The organism is Alteromonas sp. ABH4_454 (assembly GCF_056311775.1).
Map to the genome: position 1 here is coordinate 2,884,342 of NZ_CM149972.1, position 17,992 is coordinate 2,902,333.

Annotated in this window: 27 protein-coding genes; 26 read left to right on the plus strand and 1 reads right to left on the minus strand. The window is 40.8% G+C overall.

The window, feature by feature from the left end; all coding sequences use genetic code 11:
- Nucleotides 1-2: 2 nt before the first annotated feature.
- Nucleotides 3-980 (minus strand): transposase, encoded by a 978-nt coding sequence (locus tag ACYX4W_RS12600; protein WP_476073412.1) that lies wholly within the window; start codon nucleotides 978-980, stop codon nucleotides 3-5.
- Between the two features lie 285 nt (nucleotides 981-1,265).
- Between ACYX4W_RS12600 and ACYX4W_RS12605 the strand changes: the two genes are divergently transcribed.
- From ACYX4W_RS12605 to ACYX4W_RS12730, 26 genes are all read left to right on the plus strand, one after another.
- Nucleotides 1,266-2,159: an alpha/beta fold hydrolase gene (locus ACYX4W_RS12605; RefSeq protein WP_476073413.1), complete on the plus strand. Its 894-nt coding sequence runs from the start codon at nucleotides 1,266-1,268 to the stop codon at nucleotides 2,157-2,159.
- Between the two features lie 24 nt (nucleotides 2,160-2,183).
- Entirely contained in the window at nucleotides 2,184-3,275 is a 1,092-nt protein-coding gene (locus ACYX4W_RS12610) for an RNA polymerase sigma factor (protein ID WP_476073414.1), read from the plus strand.
- A gap of 92 nt (nucleotides 3,276-3,367) precedes the next feature.
- On the plus strand, nucleotides 3,368-3,775 hold the full coding sequence (locus ACYX4W_RS12615; RefSeq protein WP_476073415.1) for a thiol-disulfide oxidoreductase DCC family protein: 408 nt from the start codon (nucleotides 3,368-3,370) through the stop codon (nucleotides 3,773-3,775).
- 154 nt (nucleotides 3,776-3,929) lie between these two features.
- Nucleotides 3,930-4,100: a hypothetical protein gene (locus tag ACYX4W_RS12620; RefSeq protein ID WP_476073416.1), complete on the plus strand. Its 171-nt coding sequence runs from the start codon at nucleotides 3,930-3,932 to the stop codon at nucleotides 4,098-4,100.
- A 263-nt stretch (nucleotides 4,101-4,363) separates the two neighbouring features.
- Nucleotides 4,364-4,555, plus strand: a complete 192-nt coding sequence (locus tag ACYX4W_RS12625; protein ID WP_476054164.1) for a YHS domain-containing protein — start codon at nucleotides 4,364-4,366, stop codon at nucleotides 4,553-4,555.
- A gap of 56 nt (nucleotides 4,556-4,611) precedes the next feature.
- Nucleotides 4,612-5,106, plus strand: a complete 495-nt coding sequence (locus ACYX4W_RS12630) for a P-loop NTPase family protein (RefSeq protein WP_476073417.1) — start codon at nucleotides 4,612-4,614, stop codon at nucleotides 5,104-5,106.
- Between the two features lie 73 nt (nucleotides 5,107-5,179).
- Nucleotides 5,180-5,776 (plus strand): DUF998 domain-containing protein, encoded by a 597-nt coding sequence (locus tag ACYX4W_RS12635; RefSeq protein WP_476073418.1) that lies wholly within the window; start codon nucleotides 5,180-5,182, stop codon nucleotides 5,774-5,776.
- 289 nt (nucleotides 5,777-6,065) lie between these two features.
- Nucleotides 6,066-6,377 (plus strand): thiol-disulfide oxidoreductase DCC family protein, encoded by a 312-nt coding sequence (locus tag ACYX4W_RS12640; protein WP_476075472.1) that lies wholly within the window; start codon nucleotides 6,066-6,068, stop codon nucleotides 6,375-6,377.
- Nucleotides 6,378-6,531: 154 nt separating this feature from the next.
- Nucleotides 6,532-6,702, plus strand: coding sequence for a hypothetical protein (locus ACYX4W_RS12645; protein ID WP_474856266.1), 171 nt, complete (start codon nucleotides 6,532-6,534; stop codon nucleotides 6,700-6,702).
- 82 nt (nucleotides 6,703-6,784) lie between these two features.
- Nucleotides 6,785-6,898, plus strand: a complete 114-nt coding sequence (locus ACYX4W_RS12650) for a tautomerase family protein (RefSeq protein WP_476073419.1) — start codon at nucleotides 6,785-6,787, stop codon at nucleotides 6,896-6,898.
- 227 nt (nucleotides 6,899-7,125) lie between these two features.
- Entirely contained in the window at nucleotides 7,126-7,614 is a 489-nt protein-coding gene (locus tag ACYX4W_RS12655; protein WP_476073420.1) for a GNAT family N-acetyltransferase, read from the plus strand.
- A gap of 101 nt (nucleotides 7,615-7,715) precedes the next feature.
- Nucleotides 7,716-8,114: a hypothetical protein gene (locus tag ACYX4W_RS12660; RefSeq protein WP_476073421.1), complete on the plus strand. Its 399-nt coding sequence runs from the start codon at nucleotides 7,716-7,718 to the stop codon at nucleotides 8,112-8,114.
- A gap of 410 nt (nucleotides 8,115-8,524) precedes the next feature.
- Nucleotides 8,525-9,115 (plus strand): GNAT family N-acetyltransferase, encoded by a 591-nt coding sequence (locus ACYX4W_RS12665; RefSeq protein ID WP_476073422.1) that lies wholly within the window; start codon nucleotides 8,525-8,527, stop codon nucleotides 9,113-9,115.
- A 106-nt stretch (nucleotides 9,116-9,221) separates the two neighbouring features.
- A complete protein-coding gene (locus tag ACYX4W_RS12670; protein ID WP_015067176.1) occupies nucleotides 9,222-9,692 on the plus strand; it encodes an SPFH domain-containing protein in 471 nt (156 codons plus the stop codon).
- A gap of 118 nt (nucleotides 9,693-9,810) precedes the next feature.
- Entirely contained in the window at nucleotides 9,811-10,215 is a 405-nt protein-coding gene (locus ACYX4W_RS12675) for a hypothetical protein (protein ID WP_476073423.1), read from the plus strand.
- A gap of 57 nt (nucleotides 10,216-10,272) precedes the next feature.
- Complete coding sequence (locus ACYX4W_RS12680; RefSeq protein ID WP_476073424.1) at nucleotides 10,273-10,464, plus strand: YHS domain-containing protein; 192 nt, start codon at nucleotides 10,273-10,275, stop codon at nucleotides 10,462-10,464.
- Complete coding sequence (locus ACYX4W_RS12685) at nucleotides 10,461-11,306, plus strand: DUF1444 family protein (RefSeq protein WP_476073425.1); 846 nt, start codon at nucleotides 10,461-10,463, stop codon at nucleotides 11,304-11,306. The genes ACYX4W_RS12680 and ACYX4W_RS12685 overlap by 4 nt, the downstream gene beginning before the upstream one ends.
- 67 nt (nucleotides 11,307-11,373) lie before the next feature.
- Nucleotides 11,374-11,868, plus strand: coding sequence for an AAA family ATPase (locus ACYX4W_RS12690; protein WP_476073426.1), 495 nt, complete (start codon nucleotides 11,374-11,376; stop codon nucleotides 11,866-11,868).
- Between the two features lie 73 nt (nucleotides 11,869-11,941).
- Nucleotides 11,942-12,538: a DUF998 domain-containing protein gene (locus ACYX4W_RS12695; protein ID WP_476073427.1), complete on the plus strand. Its 597-nt coding sequence runs from the start codon at nucleotides 11,942-11,944 to the stop codon at nucleotides 12,536-12,538.
- A 132-nt stretch (nucleotides 12,539-12,670) separates the two neighbouring features.
- On the plus strand, nucleotides 12,671-13,126 hold the full coding sequence (locus ACYX4W_RS12700) for a nuclear transport factor 2 family protein (RefSeq protein WP_476073428.1): 456 nt from the start codon (nucleotides 12,671-12,673) through the stop codon (nucleotides 13,124-13,126).
- Nucleotides 13,127-13,198: 72 nt separating this feature from the next.
- Entirely contained in the window at nucleotides 13,199-13,585 is a 387-nt protein-coding gene (locus tag ACYX4W_RS12705) for a tautomerase family protein (protein ID WP_476073429.1), read from the plus strand.
- A gap of 9 nt (nucleotides 13,586-13,594) precedes the next feature.
- Nucleotides 13,595-13,999, plus strand: coding sequence for an MAPEG family protein (locus ACYX4W_RS12710; protein ID WP_476073430.1), 405 nt, complete (start codon nucleotides 13,595-13,597; stop codon nucleotides 13,997-13,999).
- A 397-nt stretch (nucleotides 14,000-14,396) separates the two neighbouring features.
- Nucleotides 14,397-14,654 carry a hypothetical protein gene (locus ACYX4W_RS12715; protein WP_476073431.1) on the plus strand — a complete coding sequence of 86 codons (258 nt, stop codon included), beginning with the start codon at nucleotides 14,397-14,399 and terminating at the stop codon, nucleotides 14,652-14,654.
- Nucleotides 14,655-14,731: 77 nt separating this feature from the next.
- Complete coding sequence (locus ACYX4W_RS12720; RefSeq protein ID WP_476073432.1) at nucleotides 14,732-15,781, plus strand: DUF2157 domain-containing protein; 1,050 nt, start codon at nucleotides 14,732-14,734, stop codon at nucleotides 15,779-15,781.
- 146 nt (nucleotides 15,782-15,927) lie between these two features.
- Nucleotides 15,928-16,641 (plus strand): DUF4328 domain-containing protein, encoded by a 714-nt coding sequence (locus tag ACYX4W_RS12725; RefSeq protein ID WP_476073433.1) that lies wholly within the window; start codon nucleotides 15,928-15,930, stop codon nucleotides 16,639-16,641.
- Nucleotides 16,642-16,788: 147 nt separating this feature from the next.
- Nucleotides 16,789-17,835: a succinylglutamate desuccinylase/aspartoacylase family protein gene (locus tag ACYX4W_RS12730; protein WP_476073434.1), complete on the plus strand. Its 1,047-nt coding sequence runs from the start codon at nucleotides 16,789-16,791 to the stop codon at nucleotides 17,833-17,835.
- The last annotated feature ends 157 nt before the right edge of the window (nucleotides 17,836-17,992 follow it).

The following is a 17,992-nucleotide window of genomic DNA, read 5'->3' on the forward strand; positions in this document are numbered from 1 at the left end:
AGCTAACCAAGTAATCGCATAGCATTTTGTCGGCCCTGAACCCGTTGCTGGTGTTGATTGTGTGCGTATTGCTCCAAGTAAGTCACTTTGCCGGCGGCGTGCTTAAAGCAGGTTTCAAACTGCGTGGTTAAAGTTATCCAATGTTCGTGTTCAATATTGAGGCGCTCTAAAATAGGGGGCAGATTATGCTGAACCTTACCGCGTTTGTTTGGATGAATATATCGGCTGGTTATATCTACAAGCTGTAAGTAGTGTGGAAGAGTAAAAGGTAAACCGTGTGGCATCTCTAGTCTTGGATTGCCTGCAAAAGGCATAAGTCTTTTCGGTGTTTTGCCTACCTTGGCTGCGTTAATTCGGTATTTAATACTGGTATGGTCCGATGTTTCAGGCGTTTTGGCCATCTTTGCTCGTACTGGGTTTAAATCAACATAAGCCATACAGGCGGCTAGGGCTGACTCATCGAGCAGCGCTTGAGATTTAAACCGTCCTTCCCAAAAATGCCCTGTGCAGTTGTCTTCTTTATTTGCGGCCCTGGCAATGTATTCATTTAGTGCACGCATAAACCAGCTGATATCAAATAGCCTTTTACGCCATACTTCAGCCGTTAACTCCACCGTTTTAATTTGGGTTTCATGTAATTCTTTACGAGCATCTGCTGACATATAGCGCTTCGAGAGTAATGTGCCTTTGTACAGTTTGTGCCATCGTTGAATCACGCCCTCTGTACTTAGTGCGTCTGCTTTCTCTTTGTTTACGTGCAATACCAGATGCGTATGATTACTCATTACTGCATAGGCACATACATCAATTGCAAACACCTCACTTAAAACATGAATACGGTCTTCTACCCATTGGCGACGATGTTCAAAACTTCTACCGTTTTCCTCACCACATAAAAAGGCACGACGTACACAGCGGGAAATACAGTGATAATAGGGTGTATCCGATAAACTAATTTGAGACTTTCGGGCTTTAGGCATTACATCTGTCTTACTCTGATTAACTTGTTCAGCAGTTTGAATAGGGATTTAAATTAAAGAAAGTGTACGAGGGGACAGTTTGTGATTTTTCTAGTTATGCCTGTCTTGTTAAGTTTTTAAGTCATGCCTGTCATGTTAAGTTTGAGTAGCATTCTGTCTTGTCTTACAGAGAAGGAGTAACATCGTCTAGCTAAGCTCTCAGGTAATATTTCCAAAAAAGTTAGTCACACTTTTGTCGTCTGTGGTTACTAAGTAATAACACTAAGTAAAAAGGGCATTAATCACATGACAACTATCAATCAACACCTCGCTAAACACTATCGCAAGTATCAGTTAATTGGTCTGCTAATTGGCTTTCTTGTAGCCAGCTTTTCTATTGCAGCCCAAGAGACCTTCACGGCTTCACAAAAAGGAAACGGGCCCGCTATTATTTTTATTCCTGGACTTATGTCAGACAGCTCTGTGTGGGACGATTTTGCAAAGCAGTTTGACCAAGCACACCAGGTGCACCAGATATCAATAGCCGGTTTTGCCGGTTCAGCGCCGATAGAGAACTGGTCTATTGACCGGGTAGTGGGCGAGGTAGCCCGCTATATTGCCGACAATGACTTACAAGCGCCAATTATAGTAGGGCATAGCCTTGGCGGGTTTGTTGCTCTTAAGCTCGCTGTCGATTATCCTCAAGCGGTGGGTAAAGTGGTCTCCGTTGATGGGTTGCCATTCTTAGCACCTATTTTCACCCGTGATCCTCAGACTAAGGCTGAAGATATGCGACAACGTGCTGAACAAATGAAACAGTATTATGCCGCACTCTCGCCAGAACAGGTACGAGAAAGCACTCGCAATGGCGTCTATATCCAAGCTAGGAACGAAGACGCTCAGGACAAAATATTGGCAATGGCAGAGCGTTCAGACCCACGTACCGTTGGTATTGCGATTAGTGAGTTAATGACCACTGATTTACGGGAAGATCTTACGACAACGCAAACACCTATATTGGTGTTAGGTGCCAGTGGCGCATTTTCCAGCGAGCAAGAACATGAATTTGCTGAGCGTTTGTATCAACAACAGGTTTCTCAGGCACCGACAGCAAAACTTTTGATGAATAGAGATGCCAGGCACTTTATGATGTGGGAAGCGCCAGAGTGGGTGACGTCGCAGATAGCAAGCTTCATGTAATCTAAGGAAAGGAGAGAAGGCAACATGAATACGCTCGCCGCTGATGTTATCGAAGCTAAGACTGGCAATCTCAAAGCGTTTGAACGGTTAATTAATCACACGCGGAATATGGTTAGCAGTTTAGCCCTTTCAATTATCAAAGATGTAGATGCCAGTGAGGAAGTGGCACAGTTGGTCTACATTAATTGTTGGCAAAACCTAAGCTCGCTCAAAAGTGAAAATAGCTTTTTACCTTGGGTTAGGCAATCTACCCGCTATACAGCACTTAACTACATAAGAGACAACAAGCTTTCCAAACGTATTGGTGGTGACGAGGCCGATAAGTTACTCGCCTCTTACTGCACGCAGGATCAAGACCCTCAAGAGTACTACGAAACTGATACGATGAAAAAGGTGGTAGCACAACTCGTAGACAATCTACCCGAAGAGACAAGAGAAGTGGTTCTTTTGTATTACAGGGAGGAGATGTCCAGCAAGCAAGTTGCTGAACTGCTATCGATTTCAGAAGCTGCGGTACGCAAGAAATTGTCACGGGCAAGAGAGGTGTTGAAGCAAGATGCATTAACTAAGATGGGAAGCGCCATCTATGCAACGGCACCAGCGGTGACCTTCACCACAATGACGTTGGCAAACCTAACGATGAGTGCACCGGCTTCTGCTGCAACTGCAACAGGTGGTGCAACTGCAACGGGTCTGACAAAGTGGAGTTGGTTGCTGAGTGGCGCAGCTATTGCGTCATCCTTTGCCGCTGTTGTGGTCTTTCTAAGTTCGCGATTTCCACTTAAAAAGATGCACTCCGAGACCAAAAAGAAGCAGTTGCTCAAACTGCGCAACTTAACCATAGTTTGGATCTTATTAAGCAGTATACTTATGTCTGCAGCTTATCAATTTACCAAAGGCGCCGCAGCGCCGATTGGCGCGTTTACCGTTTTTTCTGCAGGACTTTATGTTCTGAGTAGACGTTCTCAGTTGCTTATTGAATCTGACGAGGGAGTAAAATCCCGTAGGAGATTTTGGCACCCTAAATTGAGTAGAGCGTGCATTTTACTGGGGGTAGTCGCGGGGTATGCTGGGCTTTTTATCGGCCTCATCAATAATGGACGGCTAGCGCTCTAGCACTGGTCCAGTATGTTGTCCTAATTTCGAAGTTTAAACAAGACAGGCATCCTTATGTAGTCGCGCAGCGGTATATTATTTGGGCTTATTCATTGAAAGAAAAAGATTTAATTATTTACGATGGAGTGTGTAACTTCTGTAACGGAGCTGTCGCATTCATTTTGAAGCGCGACAAAATGGAACGCTTTATTTTCTCCCCAATGCAGTCAACTTACGCTCAGGAGGTTATAGAACGCTATAAAGTCGATACAGTAGGTGTTGATACTTTCATGTTGGTAAAAGGCGGGAAAGTCTTTCTGTGGTCAGACGCAGCACTTGAAATCGCCAAAGATTTAAGTGGTTTCTGGTTTTTGTTCGGCATATTCAGAGTTTTACCAAGAACATTTAGAGACCTGTTCTATAAAGCCTTTGCTCGTAATCGCATCAAGCTTTTTGGTGGTACACAACACTGTCAAATACCCAATAAAAAGGTACTAAAAAGGTTCAAAGGCCTAGAGTAATCGCTAAAGACATCATGTTACAAATTGGTTAAAGCCTTAAGCTTAAAAGTTGACTAAACTAGTTTAAACAAGACAGGCATCTTTGTGTCTTTGTAGTTTAAACAATACAGGCATTCTTGTGTCTTTGTGTTAGGCCTTTAAAAGGAGAGTTTAAATGAATGGTGTTTATCGAATTCTTATCGCTCTGTTTCTTCTAGTCGCAGCAATCGCATCTTACAGTATGGGTATTCAGTCAGGTGTATTTCTATTTATCATTTTGGGGCTTGTTCTAGAAGGGGCATTTTGGTTCGGCATGTTTTCAGCCAAAAGGCGGAACGAAGCTTAGCGATATGTACCGGCACTTTTAGAATTATAGAAGATAGGCACTTTATGTAATATTTAATTATGCCTGTCTTGATTAGTTTGCTTTATGAAGTTTGTCCAATATGTGCTGGTGAGTTGAACATTACTCAGTGGTTCGGTAGTTGGAACATTGCGTGTGAAAAGTGCGATATGTCGTATTCTATTCGTGAGAGACGCGCATATTTTTAGCTTTTACGGCAATTACAATATAAGTTGTATCTCTTAACTAGCGACAGAGAAAAAACTATGGAACCCATCAATAAGTTCTGCCCTAGATCTGGCAAGCCCGTAAAGCCCGATTCGCTTGCCGAATACAGGGGCTATACCGTTGGATTCTGCAACCCAGGGTGCAGTAGCGATTTCGCCAAAAACAGCGACGAATGCCCAAACGATACTCAATACTTTGATGTGTTAATTAAAGAAAAATATGGAAAATGAACGCTTAAAAGCTTTCATCTCGCAAGTACCAAATGGCTTCAAGATGGGACAGAGATTTGACTAAAATTTTAATATTCGGAAATTCCGGTTCTGGCAAATCTACGCTAGCGCGCCATTTGTGTGATTCTCAAGGTTTAGCACATTTAGATCTCGATACCCTTGCATGGAAACCCACTAGCCCACCAGAAAGAAAGCCGATTAAGGAGTCGGATCAAGAGATACAGGCTTTTACCGTTTCTAATGAAACTTGGGTAATTGAAGGGTGTTACACAGACCTTCTCAAGCTTGTAGAGGGGCAGTCTTCAGAAATTATATTTATGAATTTACCCATTGAGTTGTGTATTGCTAACGCGAAAGCAAGACCTTGGGAGCACCATAAATACGATACCAAACAAGCGCAAGATAATAATTTACCTATGCTGATCGACTGGATTGCCCAATATACAAAAAGAGACGATACGTTTTCTTATACTGCTCACCAGCAGTTTTTTGAAAACTATAGCGGCAATAAAAAAATGATAACGCAAAATATCCCGCACCAAGCCAGTTAAAACGTTATTCGGCTTATGGATAGGGACTTCGCTTAACTACTTTAAGCGCAATAAAATCAAGGAGGACACCCACTTGGATAGCTTTTTATCTTTTACAGGGATAGCAGCATCGGTTTGGATAGTTTTAGGTATTTACATCGCTTCTCGTTTTTATCCAAACTATAGCCATACGAAGCAGTTTTGTAGTGAACTTGGTGCATTTGGTAGTCCAACACAGAAACTCTCTCCTGCAATCAATAATTACCCGTTGGGCTTATTATTCGCTCTGTTTGGGTATTACCTCATTAACTCACATCCAGACCATACGCCAACTATGGTTATCGGTGCAATGACAATAATACATGGTATCTGTACTTGGGTTTGTGGCTACTTCCCAATGGACGCCGACCCATATACAACAACACCTTCGCAAAGTTGTAAAATCCATACGTGGTCAGGGCTAATAATGTTAGTTTCGTTTATCGTGGCGCCGCTGATCGTTACTTTTTCTAGCTTCTATGCTTGGCCGCTGAGGATTCTGTCTGCATTAAGCGTTATTGGCTGCGTTTTCTTTACACATAAATTAGCAAAATCCCTTGAACGAAAAACTGTACCAGGGCTTTATCAACGCCTAAGTTACGGCTGCCAAATTCTTTGGCTGTTAAGCTACTCGATATTCATGATTTTATAGAGCCGTACAATGAACACTCGCTTTAAAAACTCTATCCCTCTAGCGTTCTTATGTTTAGCATCTCTTTGGTGGTGGTTTTACTATTCCTCCTCGAACTTTATCAACGACTATGGTGATGAAAAGCACGAGTGGTTGTTCATGTGTTTACAGACAAAAGATATTGAATGGTAGGTCGTTTGAGTGCGGCTATTTAGGTGGCTAAACAAGGCGGGCATCTTAATGTAGTCACATTTTTGTATTCGAGGACAGTTTTGATTTTTCAAGTTATGACTGTCATGTTAAGTACTTTATTTTCTCCCCAATGCAGTCAACTTACGCTCAGGAGGTTATAGAACGCTATAAAGTCGATACAGTAGGTGTTGATACTTTCATGTTGGTTAAAGACAGGAAAGTCTTTCTGTGGTCAGACGCAGCACTTGAAATCGCCAAAGATTTAAGTGGTTTCTGGTTTTTGTTCGGCATATTCAGAGTTTTACCAAGAACATTTAGAGACCTGTTCTATAAAGCCTTTGCTCGTAATCGCATCAAGCTTTTTGGTGGTACACAACACTGTCAAATACCCAATAAAAAGGTACTAAAAAGGTTCAAAGGCCTAGAGTAATCGCTAAAGACATCATGTTACAAATTGGTTAAAGCCTTAAGCTTAAAAGTTGACTAAACTAGTTTAAACAAGACAGGCATTTATGTGTCTTTGTAGTTTAAACAATACAGGCATTCTTGTGTCTTTGTGTTAGGCATTTAAAAGGAGAGTTTAAATGAATGGTGTTTATCGAATTCTTATCGCTCTGGTTCTTCTAGTCGCAGCTATCGCATCTTACAGTATGGGTATTCAGTCAGGTGTGTTTCTATTCATCATTTTGGGGCTTGTTCTAGAAGGGGCATTTTGGTTCGGCATGTTTTCAGCCAAAAGGCGGAACGAAGCTTAGCGATATGTACCGGCACTTTTAGAACTATAGAAGATAGGCACTTTATGTAATATTTAATTATGCCTGTCTTGATTAGTTTATTATGCCTTACGTGAACGTACAGATTACTAAAGGTGCAAGTCGCGAGCAGAAGGCTGAAATAGTGAAAGATATCACCGGCTCATTAGAACGAGTTTTAGGTAAAAAGCCGGAATAAACGCACGTTGTAATTCAGGAGTTTAAAATGAGGACTGGGGCTTCGCAGGTAAACTCAAAGACGACTGGAAAAAAAGCGAATCTTAACGTTACTAATGCTTGTAGGTAAATTCACGTCTAAAGTCTTTATGATACAGAACTAAGAAAGACAGGCATTTTAAGCTCCATTGTGCCTTACTTAACTAAAAACGATATTTCAAAATAACTCCCTAGGAAAAATGTTTCATTATGAATGTAGAGATAGTAAAAGCTGATTACAAAAATAAACAACACGCTCGAGATATCCCGTTTCTTCTAAACGAATACGCTTGTGATCCTATGGGGGGAGGAGATCCGCTAGCAGAATCCACTATGAAAAACCTTTCTGTTAAGCTTTCTAATATCCCGCACGCTTTTAGTGTTTTAGTATACGTTGACGACAGCCCGGCAGCGTTAGCTAATTGCTTTGAAGGGTTTTCAACTTTTGCTTGCAAACCTCTTATCAACATCCATGATATCTGCGTTCATAAAAACTATAGAGGGCTAGGGCTTAGTCAAAAATTATTGGAAAAAGTGGAGTCGATAGCTAAGGAACGTGGTTGCTGTAAAATTACCCTTGAGGTACTGAGCAATAATGATGTTGCTAAAGCGGCGTATAAAAAATTTGGATTTAGTAGTTACGAATTAGACCCAGAGGCTGGCAGCGCTGTTTTTTGGCAAAAAGCCTTGGATGCATAATAACTCCACACACACGGAACACAAAACTAGACAGGCATTTTTACGTAGTGCCTTACATATATAGGATTGTTCTTGAAAAGTCAGAACGCTAAAAGGAATTTATGAAATTTAGAAGCAGAGTTTCATTGAAGTATCTTGGGCATCTCCCCATCGTTTTGTTGCTTATAATGGTAAGCATCTTAGGTGAAAATCACAGAGCTAAAGAGCTTGTTGAAAATTATCTAGAAACCGTGAAGGTGGGCTTTGAAGCTGAAAAATGCATACCTTTAAACTTCAAGAGTTCAAGTGGCGTCGACCAAAGACTATCCTGTGAAGATCAAAGTTTTTTATTTTTGATTTCCCTAATGAAAACCCTCGAGTTAAAGGACTTTGGTAGTGTTGTTTACACGACAGACTTGAATAAATACTGGACTCCTTTTAGCTCAAACAACTTTGTTTCTGTCCACGTTATCTTTGAAAACATAAGCGAAAATACTCTTAAACATTATATTCGTTGTTGAACGAGATGGACTATCTTGGACGATTGATAAAATCGATATTAACAATAAAGAACTAGTCAGTGTTTATAAAGAGTTCAAGGCTTTAGATTTATCCCGTTATATAGAAGTTGCTGACGATACTTTAGTGATAAAGAGTAACCATCTGAAAAGAGGCAGCCTGTCCTCCATTGACAAGATGGTTATAAAATACAATCTATATAGGTTGAATGAGTTTCTAGAAGATAACTGATGGTAAGCAAAACTAGAAAGGCATCTTGGCGGGCATGTTTTGGGGAAACGCACGGGCAGGTTAGTTTGCCTTTTAGAGCATTAATTAATGCATCGCTTGTTATTGCCTCGCTAGGTGTAACGTAATTCCTGAAATCATTGTATGCTTAGCAACATACAGTCAGAAATACATGGAAAGTGAAATGTGGTTTGAAGATATTGAGTTAGAATCTGAGAATATAAAGCTCACTCCCTTAACAATGGAACATGCAGGTGCTTTAGTGAACGCAGCAAACGACGGTGAACTGTGGAAGCTATGGTTCACCTCTGTACCAAGCGCTGAAATTATTGAAGACTATATTACGACAGCACTAGAGCAAAAAGCCAAAGGGCTATCGTCACCGTACGTGGTTATAGACAAAGCGAGCGGAGAGGTTATCGGCTCAACACGCTTTTGTAATGCTGACCTTTTAAATCAAAGGGTGGAAATTGGTTACACCTGGTACAGCAAAAGCTATCAGAAAACATCATGCAATACCGAATGTAAGCTACTTCTTCTTACCCACGCTTTTGAAAGTCTCGGAGCGATCGCTGTAGAGTTCAGAACGAATTGGCATAATCAGGCTTCAAGAGCCGCTATTACTCGCTTAGGCGCAAAACAAGACGGCGTGCTAAGGAATCATCAAAGAATGCCAAATGGTGGTTATAGAGATACGGTTGTGTTTTCAATTATTAATACAGAGTGGCTAGCTGTTAAAGAGAACTTAACTTTTAAGCTCTCAATGCGTTGCTAGCACAACATTCAATATTAAATAGGCAATTAGGGTTACATTTTTATTGAGTAAGCAATCACGCCTCTAATGTTAAAACGTTAAATAACAATAAAAAGCAGGAGAGAACATGCACCCAAATAGACATGCTATAGCTTTCGGAAGTCTAGTATTTTTGGTGGTATCAGTTGTATTAATTATTGCTGCATTATTTTGGGGTTGGCCAAAATACAAAGTATATAAAAAAGAGATGGACGGTATTGCCGCACTAAAAGAAGCAGAGTGGAGCAAACAAATACTGATTGAAGAAGCCAAAGCTAGAGAGCAAGCGGCCCTGATGCAGGCGAAAGCGAGAGTAACATTGGCTCAAGCAGAGGGTGAAGCGAAAATTGTACAGGCTAAAGCTGAGGGACAAGCGGATATCGAGCGTGCAAAAGCTGCTGCTGAGGCTAATAGAATCATCGGTGAATCTCTTAAGGGAAATGAAGAATACCTTCGTTACGTATGGATTAAGGGGCTTCAAGATGGAAAGGGTGAACGCATCTATATTCCAACCGAAGCTGGCCTTCCAATACTTGAAGCGGGTAAAGCAGGGAATTAATCGTTGGCAGTAGCTCAAAAATGTAACTCTGCCGTTTGAAATTAGTGTGGGGCCGCTAGAGCTCTTGGCTGTTCGCAGTTGGCTTATAAATTATAGAACAAACAGCAAGGATGAAGTCATGAGCAGACCCAATTTTTCAAGTTATACCATTGACGAATTATTAGACTGTAAGCAAAATATTGACAAAGAGCGCTGGCCTGAACGCTATCAAGAAATACTCGATGTCTTAGCTTCACGCGTCGAAGACCCAACTAATAAGGCCGAGCATGACGAGCTTATTTTTACTTCGTTTTGTGAAGAATTAAGAGACGATTTAACGATTGCTATCGATGATAATCTCTGGCCTATCATTACGTTCTTTTCAAAGCGCTTAAGGCATAGCGTTCCAAGTACCTTTCTTGATGAAGTTTGTCCAATATGTGCTGATGAGTTGAACATTACTCAGCGGTTTGGTAACTGGAACATTGCGTGTGAAAAGTGCGATATGTCGTATTCTATTCGTGAGAGACGCGCATATTTTTAGCTTTTACGGCAATTACGATATAAGTTGTATCTCTTAACTAGCGACAGAGAAAAAACTATGGAACCCATCAATAAGTTCTGCCCTAGATCTGGCAAGCCCGTAAAGCCCGATTCGCTTGCCGAATACAGGGGCTATACCGTCGGATTCTGCAACCCAGGGTGCAGTAGCGATTTCGCCAAAAACATCGACGAATGCCCAAACGATACTCAATACTTTGATGTGTTAATAAAAGAAAAGTATGGAAAATGAAAACATTCATAATAGCGTTTTTGTGCTTTTTTATAAGTAGTGTGGTTGCCGAAAGCAATTTAGATGAAAGTGCGTTTACTCAAAGGTATGTGAAGGCTGTTACCACCAAACCAGAGGTTGTGAGTGCGCGAATAAAAAACCGTCTAGAGGTTGAGATGACTTACAGTGGTGGAGGAACGTCTACCGCATATCTCGATAATGCCTATATGAATTACCTTTCTGACCCAGAAGAGCTCGACGTAATTATAGAAACGTACATCAGTGCGTTAACAAAGAACAGTAATGACGCTAAAGCCAACATAGATAAAGCGAATATTTTTCCCGTAATAAAAGATTCAGGTTATATAAACCATATAACTGAATTGATGAGCGAAGATGAACTGCCTTTCTTTTATGAAAAACTAAATGATGTTCTCTATATTCTTTATGCCATTGATACACCTTCATCTATCAAGTTCATACCGAAAGAAGACATTGCTAACTTAGACGTAAAAGAGGAAGAGCTTAGGGACCTCTCAATGTCTAATTTGATGAATGCTATTGAGTCACTACAAATTAAAGGAAACCCTTCGACCATCTCGATGATTGTGGCCGATGGCACTTACGAAGCGTCTTTTCTAATTTATGATGCGCTTTGGACGAAAGAAAACTTTCCGGTGAAAGGCGATATAGTTGTTTATGTACCCTCTAGAGACGTTGTAATTGTAACGGGTTCAGAAGATACGGATAGTATAGAAACGGTGAAAGGGATAGTGCACAACCCGGAAAATCAGTGGCCTCATTCAGTAACAAAAACTGGGTTTATTCGCAAAGATGAGAAATGGCTCAAGTTTCATGATTAGCTGGGTACACGCTATAGAATAATAAGCGTTTCTCGATGCCTTTTGCTAAGGTAATAAGGAAAACACCGTGACTAAAATTTTAATATTCGGAAATTCCGGTTCTGGCAAATCTACGCTAGCGCGCCGTTTGTGTAAAACTCACGGTTTAGCACATTTAGATCTCGATACCCTTGCATGGAAACCCACTAGCCCGCCAGAAAGGAAACCAATTGAAGAGTCGGACCAAGAAATACAGGCTTTTACCGCTTCTAATGAGACTTGGGTAATTGAAGGGTGTTACACAGACCTACTTAAGCTTGTAGAGAGGCAGTCTTCAGAAATAATATTTATGAATTTACCCATTGAGTTGTGCATTGCTAACGCGAAAGCAAGACCTTGGGAGCCCCATAAATACGATACCAAACAAGCGCAAGATAATAATTTACCTATGCTGATAGACTGGATTGCCCAATATACAAAAAGAGACGATACGTTTTCTTATACTGCTCACCAGCAGTTTTTTGAAAACTATAGCGGCAATAAAAAAATGATAACGCAAAATATCCCGCACCAAGCCAGTTAAAACGTTATTCGGCTTATGGGTAGGGACTTCGCTTAACTACTTTAAGCGCAATAAAATCAAGGAGGACACCCACTTGGATAGCTTTTTATCTTTTACAGGGATAGCAGCATCGGTTTGGATAGTTTTAGGTATTTACATCGCTTCTCGTTTTTATCCAAACTATAGCCATACGAAGCAGTTTTGTAGTGAACTTGGTGCATTTGGTAGCCCAACACAGAAACTCTCTCCTGCAATCAATAATTACCCGTTGGCCTTATTATTCGCTCTGTTTGGGTATTACCTCATTAACTCACATCCAGACCATACGCCAACTATGGTTATCGGTGCAATGACAATAATACATGGTATCTGTACTTGGGTTTGTGGCTACTTCCCAATGGACGCCGACCCATATACAACAACACCTTCGCAAAGTTGTAAAATCCATACGTGGTCAGGGCTAATAATGTTAGTTTCGTTTATCGTGGCGCCGCTGATCGTTACTTTTTCTAGCTTCTATGCTTGGCCGCTGAGGATTCTGTCTGCATTAAGCGTTATTGGCTGCGTTTTCTTTTCATATAAACTAGCAAAATCCCTTGAACGAAAAACTGTACCAGGGCTTTATCAACGCCTAAGTTACGGCTGCCAAATTCTTTGGCTGTTAATCTACTCAATATTCATGAATTTATAGAGCTGTGCAATGTTAGTTATGTTATTTTCAACTAACGTTAACGAACTATCGAAGCTTTGAAACTAAAATGTTAGCAAGGCGATAAGTGAAACCTAGCTTAGCGTTTGAGTAAAAATCAATAGGGAGGTTTTCATGAAAAGCGTTTTACTTTCAGCGCTTATTTATTTGTGGTCGATACAAGTATTTGCACAAACTGAATTAGAAGAACTTGGCAGACAATACTTTAATGCGTGGTCAGCAACGCAATCTCCAAATGCTACAGAGCATGATTTAGATAGATATCTATCGCTTCTTAGTAGTGACGTCGCTCATCAGCATTTACCGTACGATTCTGACGATTCCCGCATGCCCGATGGTAAAGCGCGCATTCGTGAGGGGATGCTTTATTACTTGGGTGCACACGTTTCTTATACCGCCCAACTCAACCACATTATAGCTGCGCACAATGCGATAGCTATTTCGTACACTACAACGAGTAAGGGCATTCACCCGCAAACCAAAGAGCTAGTTGAACTCCAGTATCAAACATTGGAAGTTCTAGAGATTGAAGATGGTAAAGTCGCTGTGATAAGAAAATACGAAGAGTAATGGTAAGGTGTTAAGCCTGCTTAAAATAACTAAAAATCTATTAGCAATACAATAAACGCAAAGGACGGCAACGTGATCGTAATCTATGGTATAGACAATCAATTAAACCCAATAAAACGCAAGCTATCAGATGTTATTCATTCTTGTATGCAATCAGTCTTAGGCTTACCAGAAAATAAAAGAGCCCATCGCTTTGTGCCGCTGTCAAAAGACGACTTCTTTTACCCTGACGGTAGAACCGAGGCATACACAGTTATCGAAATAAACATGATGAAAGGGCGAGAAACACACACGCAAAAGTCACTGATAAAAGCATTGTTCAAACAAATTGAGCTAGAGTTAGGAATTTCACCCGTAGATATTGAGATTACGATTAAAGAACAAGAAAAGTATCAGTGGGGTTTCCGCGGAATGACAGGTGATGAAGCCCTTGATTTGAAGTATAAAGTGAACGTTTAGCTCATTAATATGTCCAGTTTAATACTTGCACTATTTACGCATGTACTTCTTTGTACTGTACTTTACGCCTTACTCACTATAGCTCGCGCACCTGATATATGGGGGGTGGGGCAAAGCAAAGATGGTTCAAACCCTTTCAGCAATATTCAGCCTAAAATCAGCGCGAACCTAAGCAATCAATTTGAGTGGCCACTATTTTTTTACATTGCCATTGTATTGCTTATCGCAATGGATGAGCAAATAGACAGTGTGCAAATCTACTTTGCTTGGGTATTTGTAATTGGCAGAGTGTTGCACAGCATTGTTCAAATATTTACCAACAATATCAGATTGCGTGGTATGGTGTTTGCCATCAATTTTGTCGCTGTGTTGGCTATGTGGGCCTTGATTCTTATTGGTGAAATTGGCATGTAGTCTCGCCATTAGACGAACCAGAGTGCCGAGTAAAGGGCGTCGTTAGCGACAAAATTATTAGACAGCCACTATTTAATAACGGCACCATTTAGTAAAAGCACTATTTAACAAAAGCACTGTTTAATAAAAGCAACAAAGAGCATTAAAGTTATGGAAGACGTTTTAGAACCACTGGGCCGCTTTATACTTCGGATATTCAAATGGATAGTCGTAGAAGCTATCATTGAATTCGTTATAAAAGGTATAGGGCATATAGTGCTCAAACTTTTAACCTTTGGCAAATATCCGCGAGCGGGCAGAGACGAAGGAAGGACCTTCGCTGTTGGTTTAGTTAGCTCAATAGTTGTTTTTGTTTGCCTTGTACTGCTTGTTTAATATTTGGAAAAAGGATATTTACATGAATATGGATAAGTGGGCAAAAACGCGAGAGAAAGGCAAACAGCGCTTCGTTTTAGTAAACGGTGTTTTAGGGTGGGGCGTACCTACTGCCATCCTCTGGGCCCTACTAATGGAATTTCTTGACCCATTAGAAAATATTTGGGTGCGCCCAACTATTGCTTTAATCATCTTTCCCATTGCAGGTATCGCTTTTGGCCACTTAACGTGGAACAAATCTGAGAAGGCTTACGAAAAAGCGACGAGTAATACTCTGTAACTTCTCTAGGCTGGCTTTTTACTTATAACCCAGTAAAGTAAAAGTTCTAATTTCTACAAGCTAATTCAGAGAAGTACATGGAAGTATCGAAAGCAAGTATTCAAAAAGCAGTAGCGAAGAAGATCATCTCTGAACAGCAGGGCGTTGACCTCTACAGCTTCTTTCAGGCAGAAAGCCAGCATACTCCCGCTTTCACCTTTACCCACATTCTCTATTACTTGGGCGGCCTTATCGCTATTGGCGCCATGACTTTGTTTATGAATTTAGGGTGGGAACAGTTTGGGGGGCTGGGGATAATCTTCATATCATTGCTCTACGCTGGTGTAGGGATAAAGCTTACTAACTCTTTAGCAAATAAAAACCTTATTATTCCTGCCGGTATTTGCGCAACCTTTGTAGTGTGTTTAACACCGCTTGCTATCTACGGTTATCAACAGTGGCTTGGCCTTTGGCCCGAGGACTATGCAGTCTATCGTCAGTTTCATACACGCGTTAAATGGCTGTGGTTGTACATGGAACTTGGCACATTGGTGACCGGCATGATAGTAGCTTGGCGGTACAAGTATCCATTTTTGATAATGCCTATTGCTGTAACACTGTGGTACATCAGTATGGATGCCGTCATGCTTTTCATCGACCAAGACGATATATGGAACTCTCATACGTGGGAATTTCGCGCACAAGTATCTATGTACTTTGGCATACTCATGACCTTATTAGCTTTTTGGGTCGATATACGTTCAAGGTACACTGCCGACTACGCATTTTGGTTATATTTGTTCGGCGTTATTGCGTTTTGGGGCGGGCTTACTAGCCAAAACTCAGACAGCGAACTTTCAAAGTTTTTCTATTTTTGTATAAACCTAGTCATGGTTGGGCTAGGCGCATTATTGGTTCGGAAAGTATTTGTGATATTTGGTGCGTTAGGCAGCTGTTTCTATTTAGGCCACTTGGCCTCGAATGTGTTTAGAGACAGTTGGCTTTTTCCTGTTGCGTTAACGGCTATTGGTTTAGGTGTGGTGTATATAGGAATATTGTGGCAAAAACATGAAGTTAAGATTACGCGCAAAGCCCGTAATGCTTTGCCAAAGCCGTTTCAGGAACTCTTAGACAGCAGGCTTAGGTAAAACGCTTAATTAAAAGCTAGTTAATAAATAAACGCTATTTAATTGTGATAAAAGTAGAAATCGAATAATAAACATAAACAATAGCCTCGATAAAAGCAGATAGATTAGCTTGGTAAAGTGGCCTAGACCCAAGGTAGTAAATAGAAATGTCAGATAAAAAAGAAGAATTCAAAGACCCTACAAACCTAATGGCGTGGATTAAGTACTTTCTATGCTTTCAAGTTGTCCTTTCGTTCGTCGCTATCGGCTCAAATTTATTGGAGTACCAGCTTTTAACCGACTTTCAAAACGGCGTTTATTTTAGCCAAGAAATGGCGGTGGCCGATGCCGAAGCTAATGATATGAGGCAAGCCGTTATTGCATTCTCTTATTTAGGCGTGTTTATTGTATCTGGAATATTGATTTTAAAATGGATTTATCAAGCAAATCAAAATGCGCGTCAACTTGGTGCGAAAGATATGGCGTTTTCGCCAGGCTGGTCGATAGGTTTTTATTTCATTCCCATTGTTTCTCTTTGGAAGCCCTATCAAGCTATGAAAGAAATCTGGCAGGCAAGTCAAAACCCAACTAATTGGCCAGTAGAAAAAGTAAGCTCTATCTTGGGAATCTGGTGGTTTTTCTGGATTGCAAATAGCATGGTGGGGCAGGCGGCATTTAGAATGTCTAGAAGAGCGGAAGAAATCTCTGAAATTATGAATGTGAACTTGGTGTCACAGGCCTCAGAAGTTATTTCAATTCCCTTAGCATTAGTTACCTGGTTAATGATTAAAAAAGTTTCTAATGCTCAGCTAGCAATGCGCGAGCGAAGTGATGAACAGCCAGAAACTAACGAAGTATCGAACCTAGAACCAGCAAAGTGAAGTTGACCAACTTTTTATTTCGTTAGAATAACGCAATAACCGCTGATAGCGGGTATTTTTTCATAAAGGTGCTTTAAAATACTTTTTATTGATTAACCTAAAACGTTCTGGCTTACTAGTGCGTTATTTTCCAATGAGTTTTTAAGTATGTCGTTTAAAAAGAAAGCGTTAGCAGGTGTTCTTGTTTCTCTTTGTTCTGCGTTTAGCCTAAACGCTAGCGCAAATGAACCTTATGAATTGATGGGCGTGACCACCCAAACGGGTCAGAAAGCGTCCTACCTCGCTACAGAGAAAAGCATAACGCTGCCAGTGACGGTTATAAACGGAAAAGATGACGGTCCAGTACTGCTACTTACCGCCGGTATTCATGGTGATGAGTTCCCGTCTATGTATGCCCTACAACAACTTCAGCAAAACCTTGATCCTAACGAGATGAGCGGTGTGTTGGTTGTGCTGCACCTGGCTAACTTAGATGGGTTTCATGGAAATAGAATTGCGTTAAACCCTAAAGATGAGAAAAACCTGAATAGGGAGTTTCCAGGGAGCGCGGATGGCACACCGACGGAACAAATTGCTGAGTTGTTAACCAGAGAGTTTATTGGCAAAGCTGACTTTTTAATAGACATGCATTCTGGCAGTGCAAACCAAACGTTATTGAATCATGTGTATTCTCCTTTTGTGGGCGACGAAGAACTTGACGCTTTAACATTTGAATTCGCGAAAGCGACTGGCATGCAGCATATTGTCATGTATGGCGACCGTCCAAGAGATCCTAACAATTCAATTTCTTACCCTAACACAGCCATGACAAGAGGAAAGCCTGGCCTTACTACCGAAATAGGGCACTTAGCGCAGACAGATGAAGAGTCTGTGGCGAAAGCCTTAGAGGTGGCTAAGAACGCTATGTATTTTCTAAAGATGTTGCCAGAAAAGCCAAAGCAGCACCCTGAGCCAATTATCTACGAAACCATTAAATACCCTAAAAGCTCGAAAACCGGTTTTTTCAAGGCTTCAGTGGAGATAGGCGATAAAGTGTCAACTGGGCAAGACATAGGTAAGGTCACCGACTATTTTGGAAATCTAGTTGAAACCCTCAAATCGCCTGTTGATGGCACGGTTATGATGGTTAATCAAATGCCAGCCATTAAAGACGGTCAGTCTGTAATGGCTATTGGTATAGAAAAATCTCAATAACATCGTTGATGAAGTAAATAGGCTGAATGATCTAATTCGCCTACTCAATCAAATAAATGTTAAAGTTAAATTATAAAACTGTGATTAGGGAATAACATGGACTTTCTTTTTAACGTATTGATTTGGGTAGGCGTGGTTATCTTCGCCATTTTTATTA

Bases quoted from the DNA above. Each gene is read 5' to 3' on its own strand.
- ACYX4W_RS12610 (WP_476073414.1), top strand. From the start codon at position 2,184: ATGAATACGCTCGCCGCTGATGTTATCGAAGCTAAGACTGGCAATCTC.
- ACYX4W_RS12620 (WP_476073416.1), top strand. From the start codon at position 3,930: ATGAATGGTGTTTATCGAATTCTTATCGCTCTGTTTCTTCTAGTCGCA.
- ACYX4W_RS12650 (WP_476073419.1), top strand. From the start codon at position 6,785: ATGCCTTACGTGAACGTACAGATTACTAAAGGTGCAAGTCGCGAGCAG.
- ACYX4W_RS12665 (WP_476073422.1), top strand. From the start codon at position 8,525: ATGTGGTTTGAAGATATTGAGTTAGAATCTGAGAATATAAAGCTCACT.
- ACYX4W_RS12685 (WP_476073425.1), top strand. From the start codon at position 10,461: ATGAAAACATTCATAATAGCGTTTTTGTGCTTTTTTATAAGTAGTGTG.
- ACYX4W_RS12660 (WP_476073421.1), top strand. From the start codon at position 7,716: ATGAAATTTAGAAGCAGAGTTTCATTGAAGTATCTTGGGCATCTCCCC.
- ACYX4W_RS12710 (WP_476073430.1), top strand. From the start codon at position 13,595: ATGTCCAGTTTAATACTTGCACTATTTACGCATGTACTTCTTTGTACT.
- ACYX4W_RS12655 (WP_476073420.1), top strand. From the start codon at position 7,126: ATGAATGTAGAGATAGTAAAAGCTGATTACAAAAATAAACAACACGCT.
- ACYX4W_RS12645 (WP_474856266.1), top strand. From the start codon at position 6,532: ATGAATGGTGTTTATCGAATTCTTATCGCTCTGGTTCTTCTAGTCGCA.
- ACYX4W_RS12715 (WP_476073431.1), top strand. From the start codon at position 14,397: ATGAATATGGATAAGTGGGCAAAAACGCGAGAGAAAGGCAAACAGCGC.
- ACYX4W_RS12725 (WP_476073433.1), top strand. From the start codon at position 15,928: ATGTCAGATAAAAAAGAAGAATTCAAAGACCCTACAAACCTAATGGCG.
- ACYX4W_RS12605 (WP_476073413.1), top strand. From the start codon at position 1,266: ATGACAACTATCAATCAACACCTCGCTAAACACTATCGCAAGTATCAG.
- ACYX4W_RS12675 (WP_476073423.1), top strand. From the start codon at position 9,811: ATGAGCAGACCCAATTTTTCAAGTTATACCATTGACGAATTATTAGAC.
- ACYX4W_RS12670 (WP_015067176.1), top strand. From the start codon at position 9,222: ATGCACCCAAATAGACATGCTATAGCTTTCGGAAGTCTAGTATTTTTG.
- ACYX4W_RS12700 (WP_476073428.1), top strand. From the start codon at position 12,671: ATGAAAAGCGTTTTACTTTCAGCGCTTATTTATTTGTGGTCGATACAA.
- ACYX4W_RS12680 (WP_476073424.1), top strand. From the start codon at position 10,273: ATGGAACCCATCAATAAGTTCTGCCCTAGATCTGGCAAGCCCGTAAAG.
- ACYX4W_RS12625 (WP_476054164.1), top strand. From the start codon at position 4,364: ATGGAACCCATCAATAAGTTCTGCCCTAGATCTGGCAAGCCCGTAAAG.
- ACYX4W_RS12730 (WP_476073434.1), top strand. From the start codon at position 16,789: ATGTCGTTTAAAAAGAAAGCGTTAGCAGGTGTTCTTGTTTCTCTTTGT.
- ACYX4W_RS12720 (WP_476073432.1), top strand. From the start codon at position 14,732: ATGGAAGTATCGAAAGCAAGTATTCAAAAAGCAGTAGCGAAGAAGATC.
- ACYX4W_RS12600 (WP_476073412.1), bottom strand. From the start codon at position 980: ATGCCTAAAGCCCGAAAGTCTCAAATTAGTTTATCGGATACACCCTAT.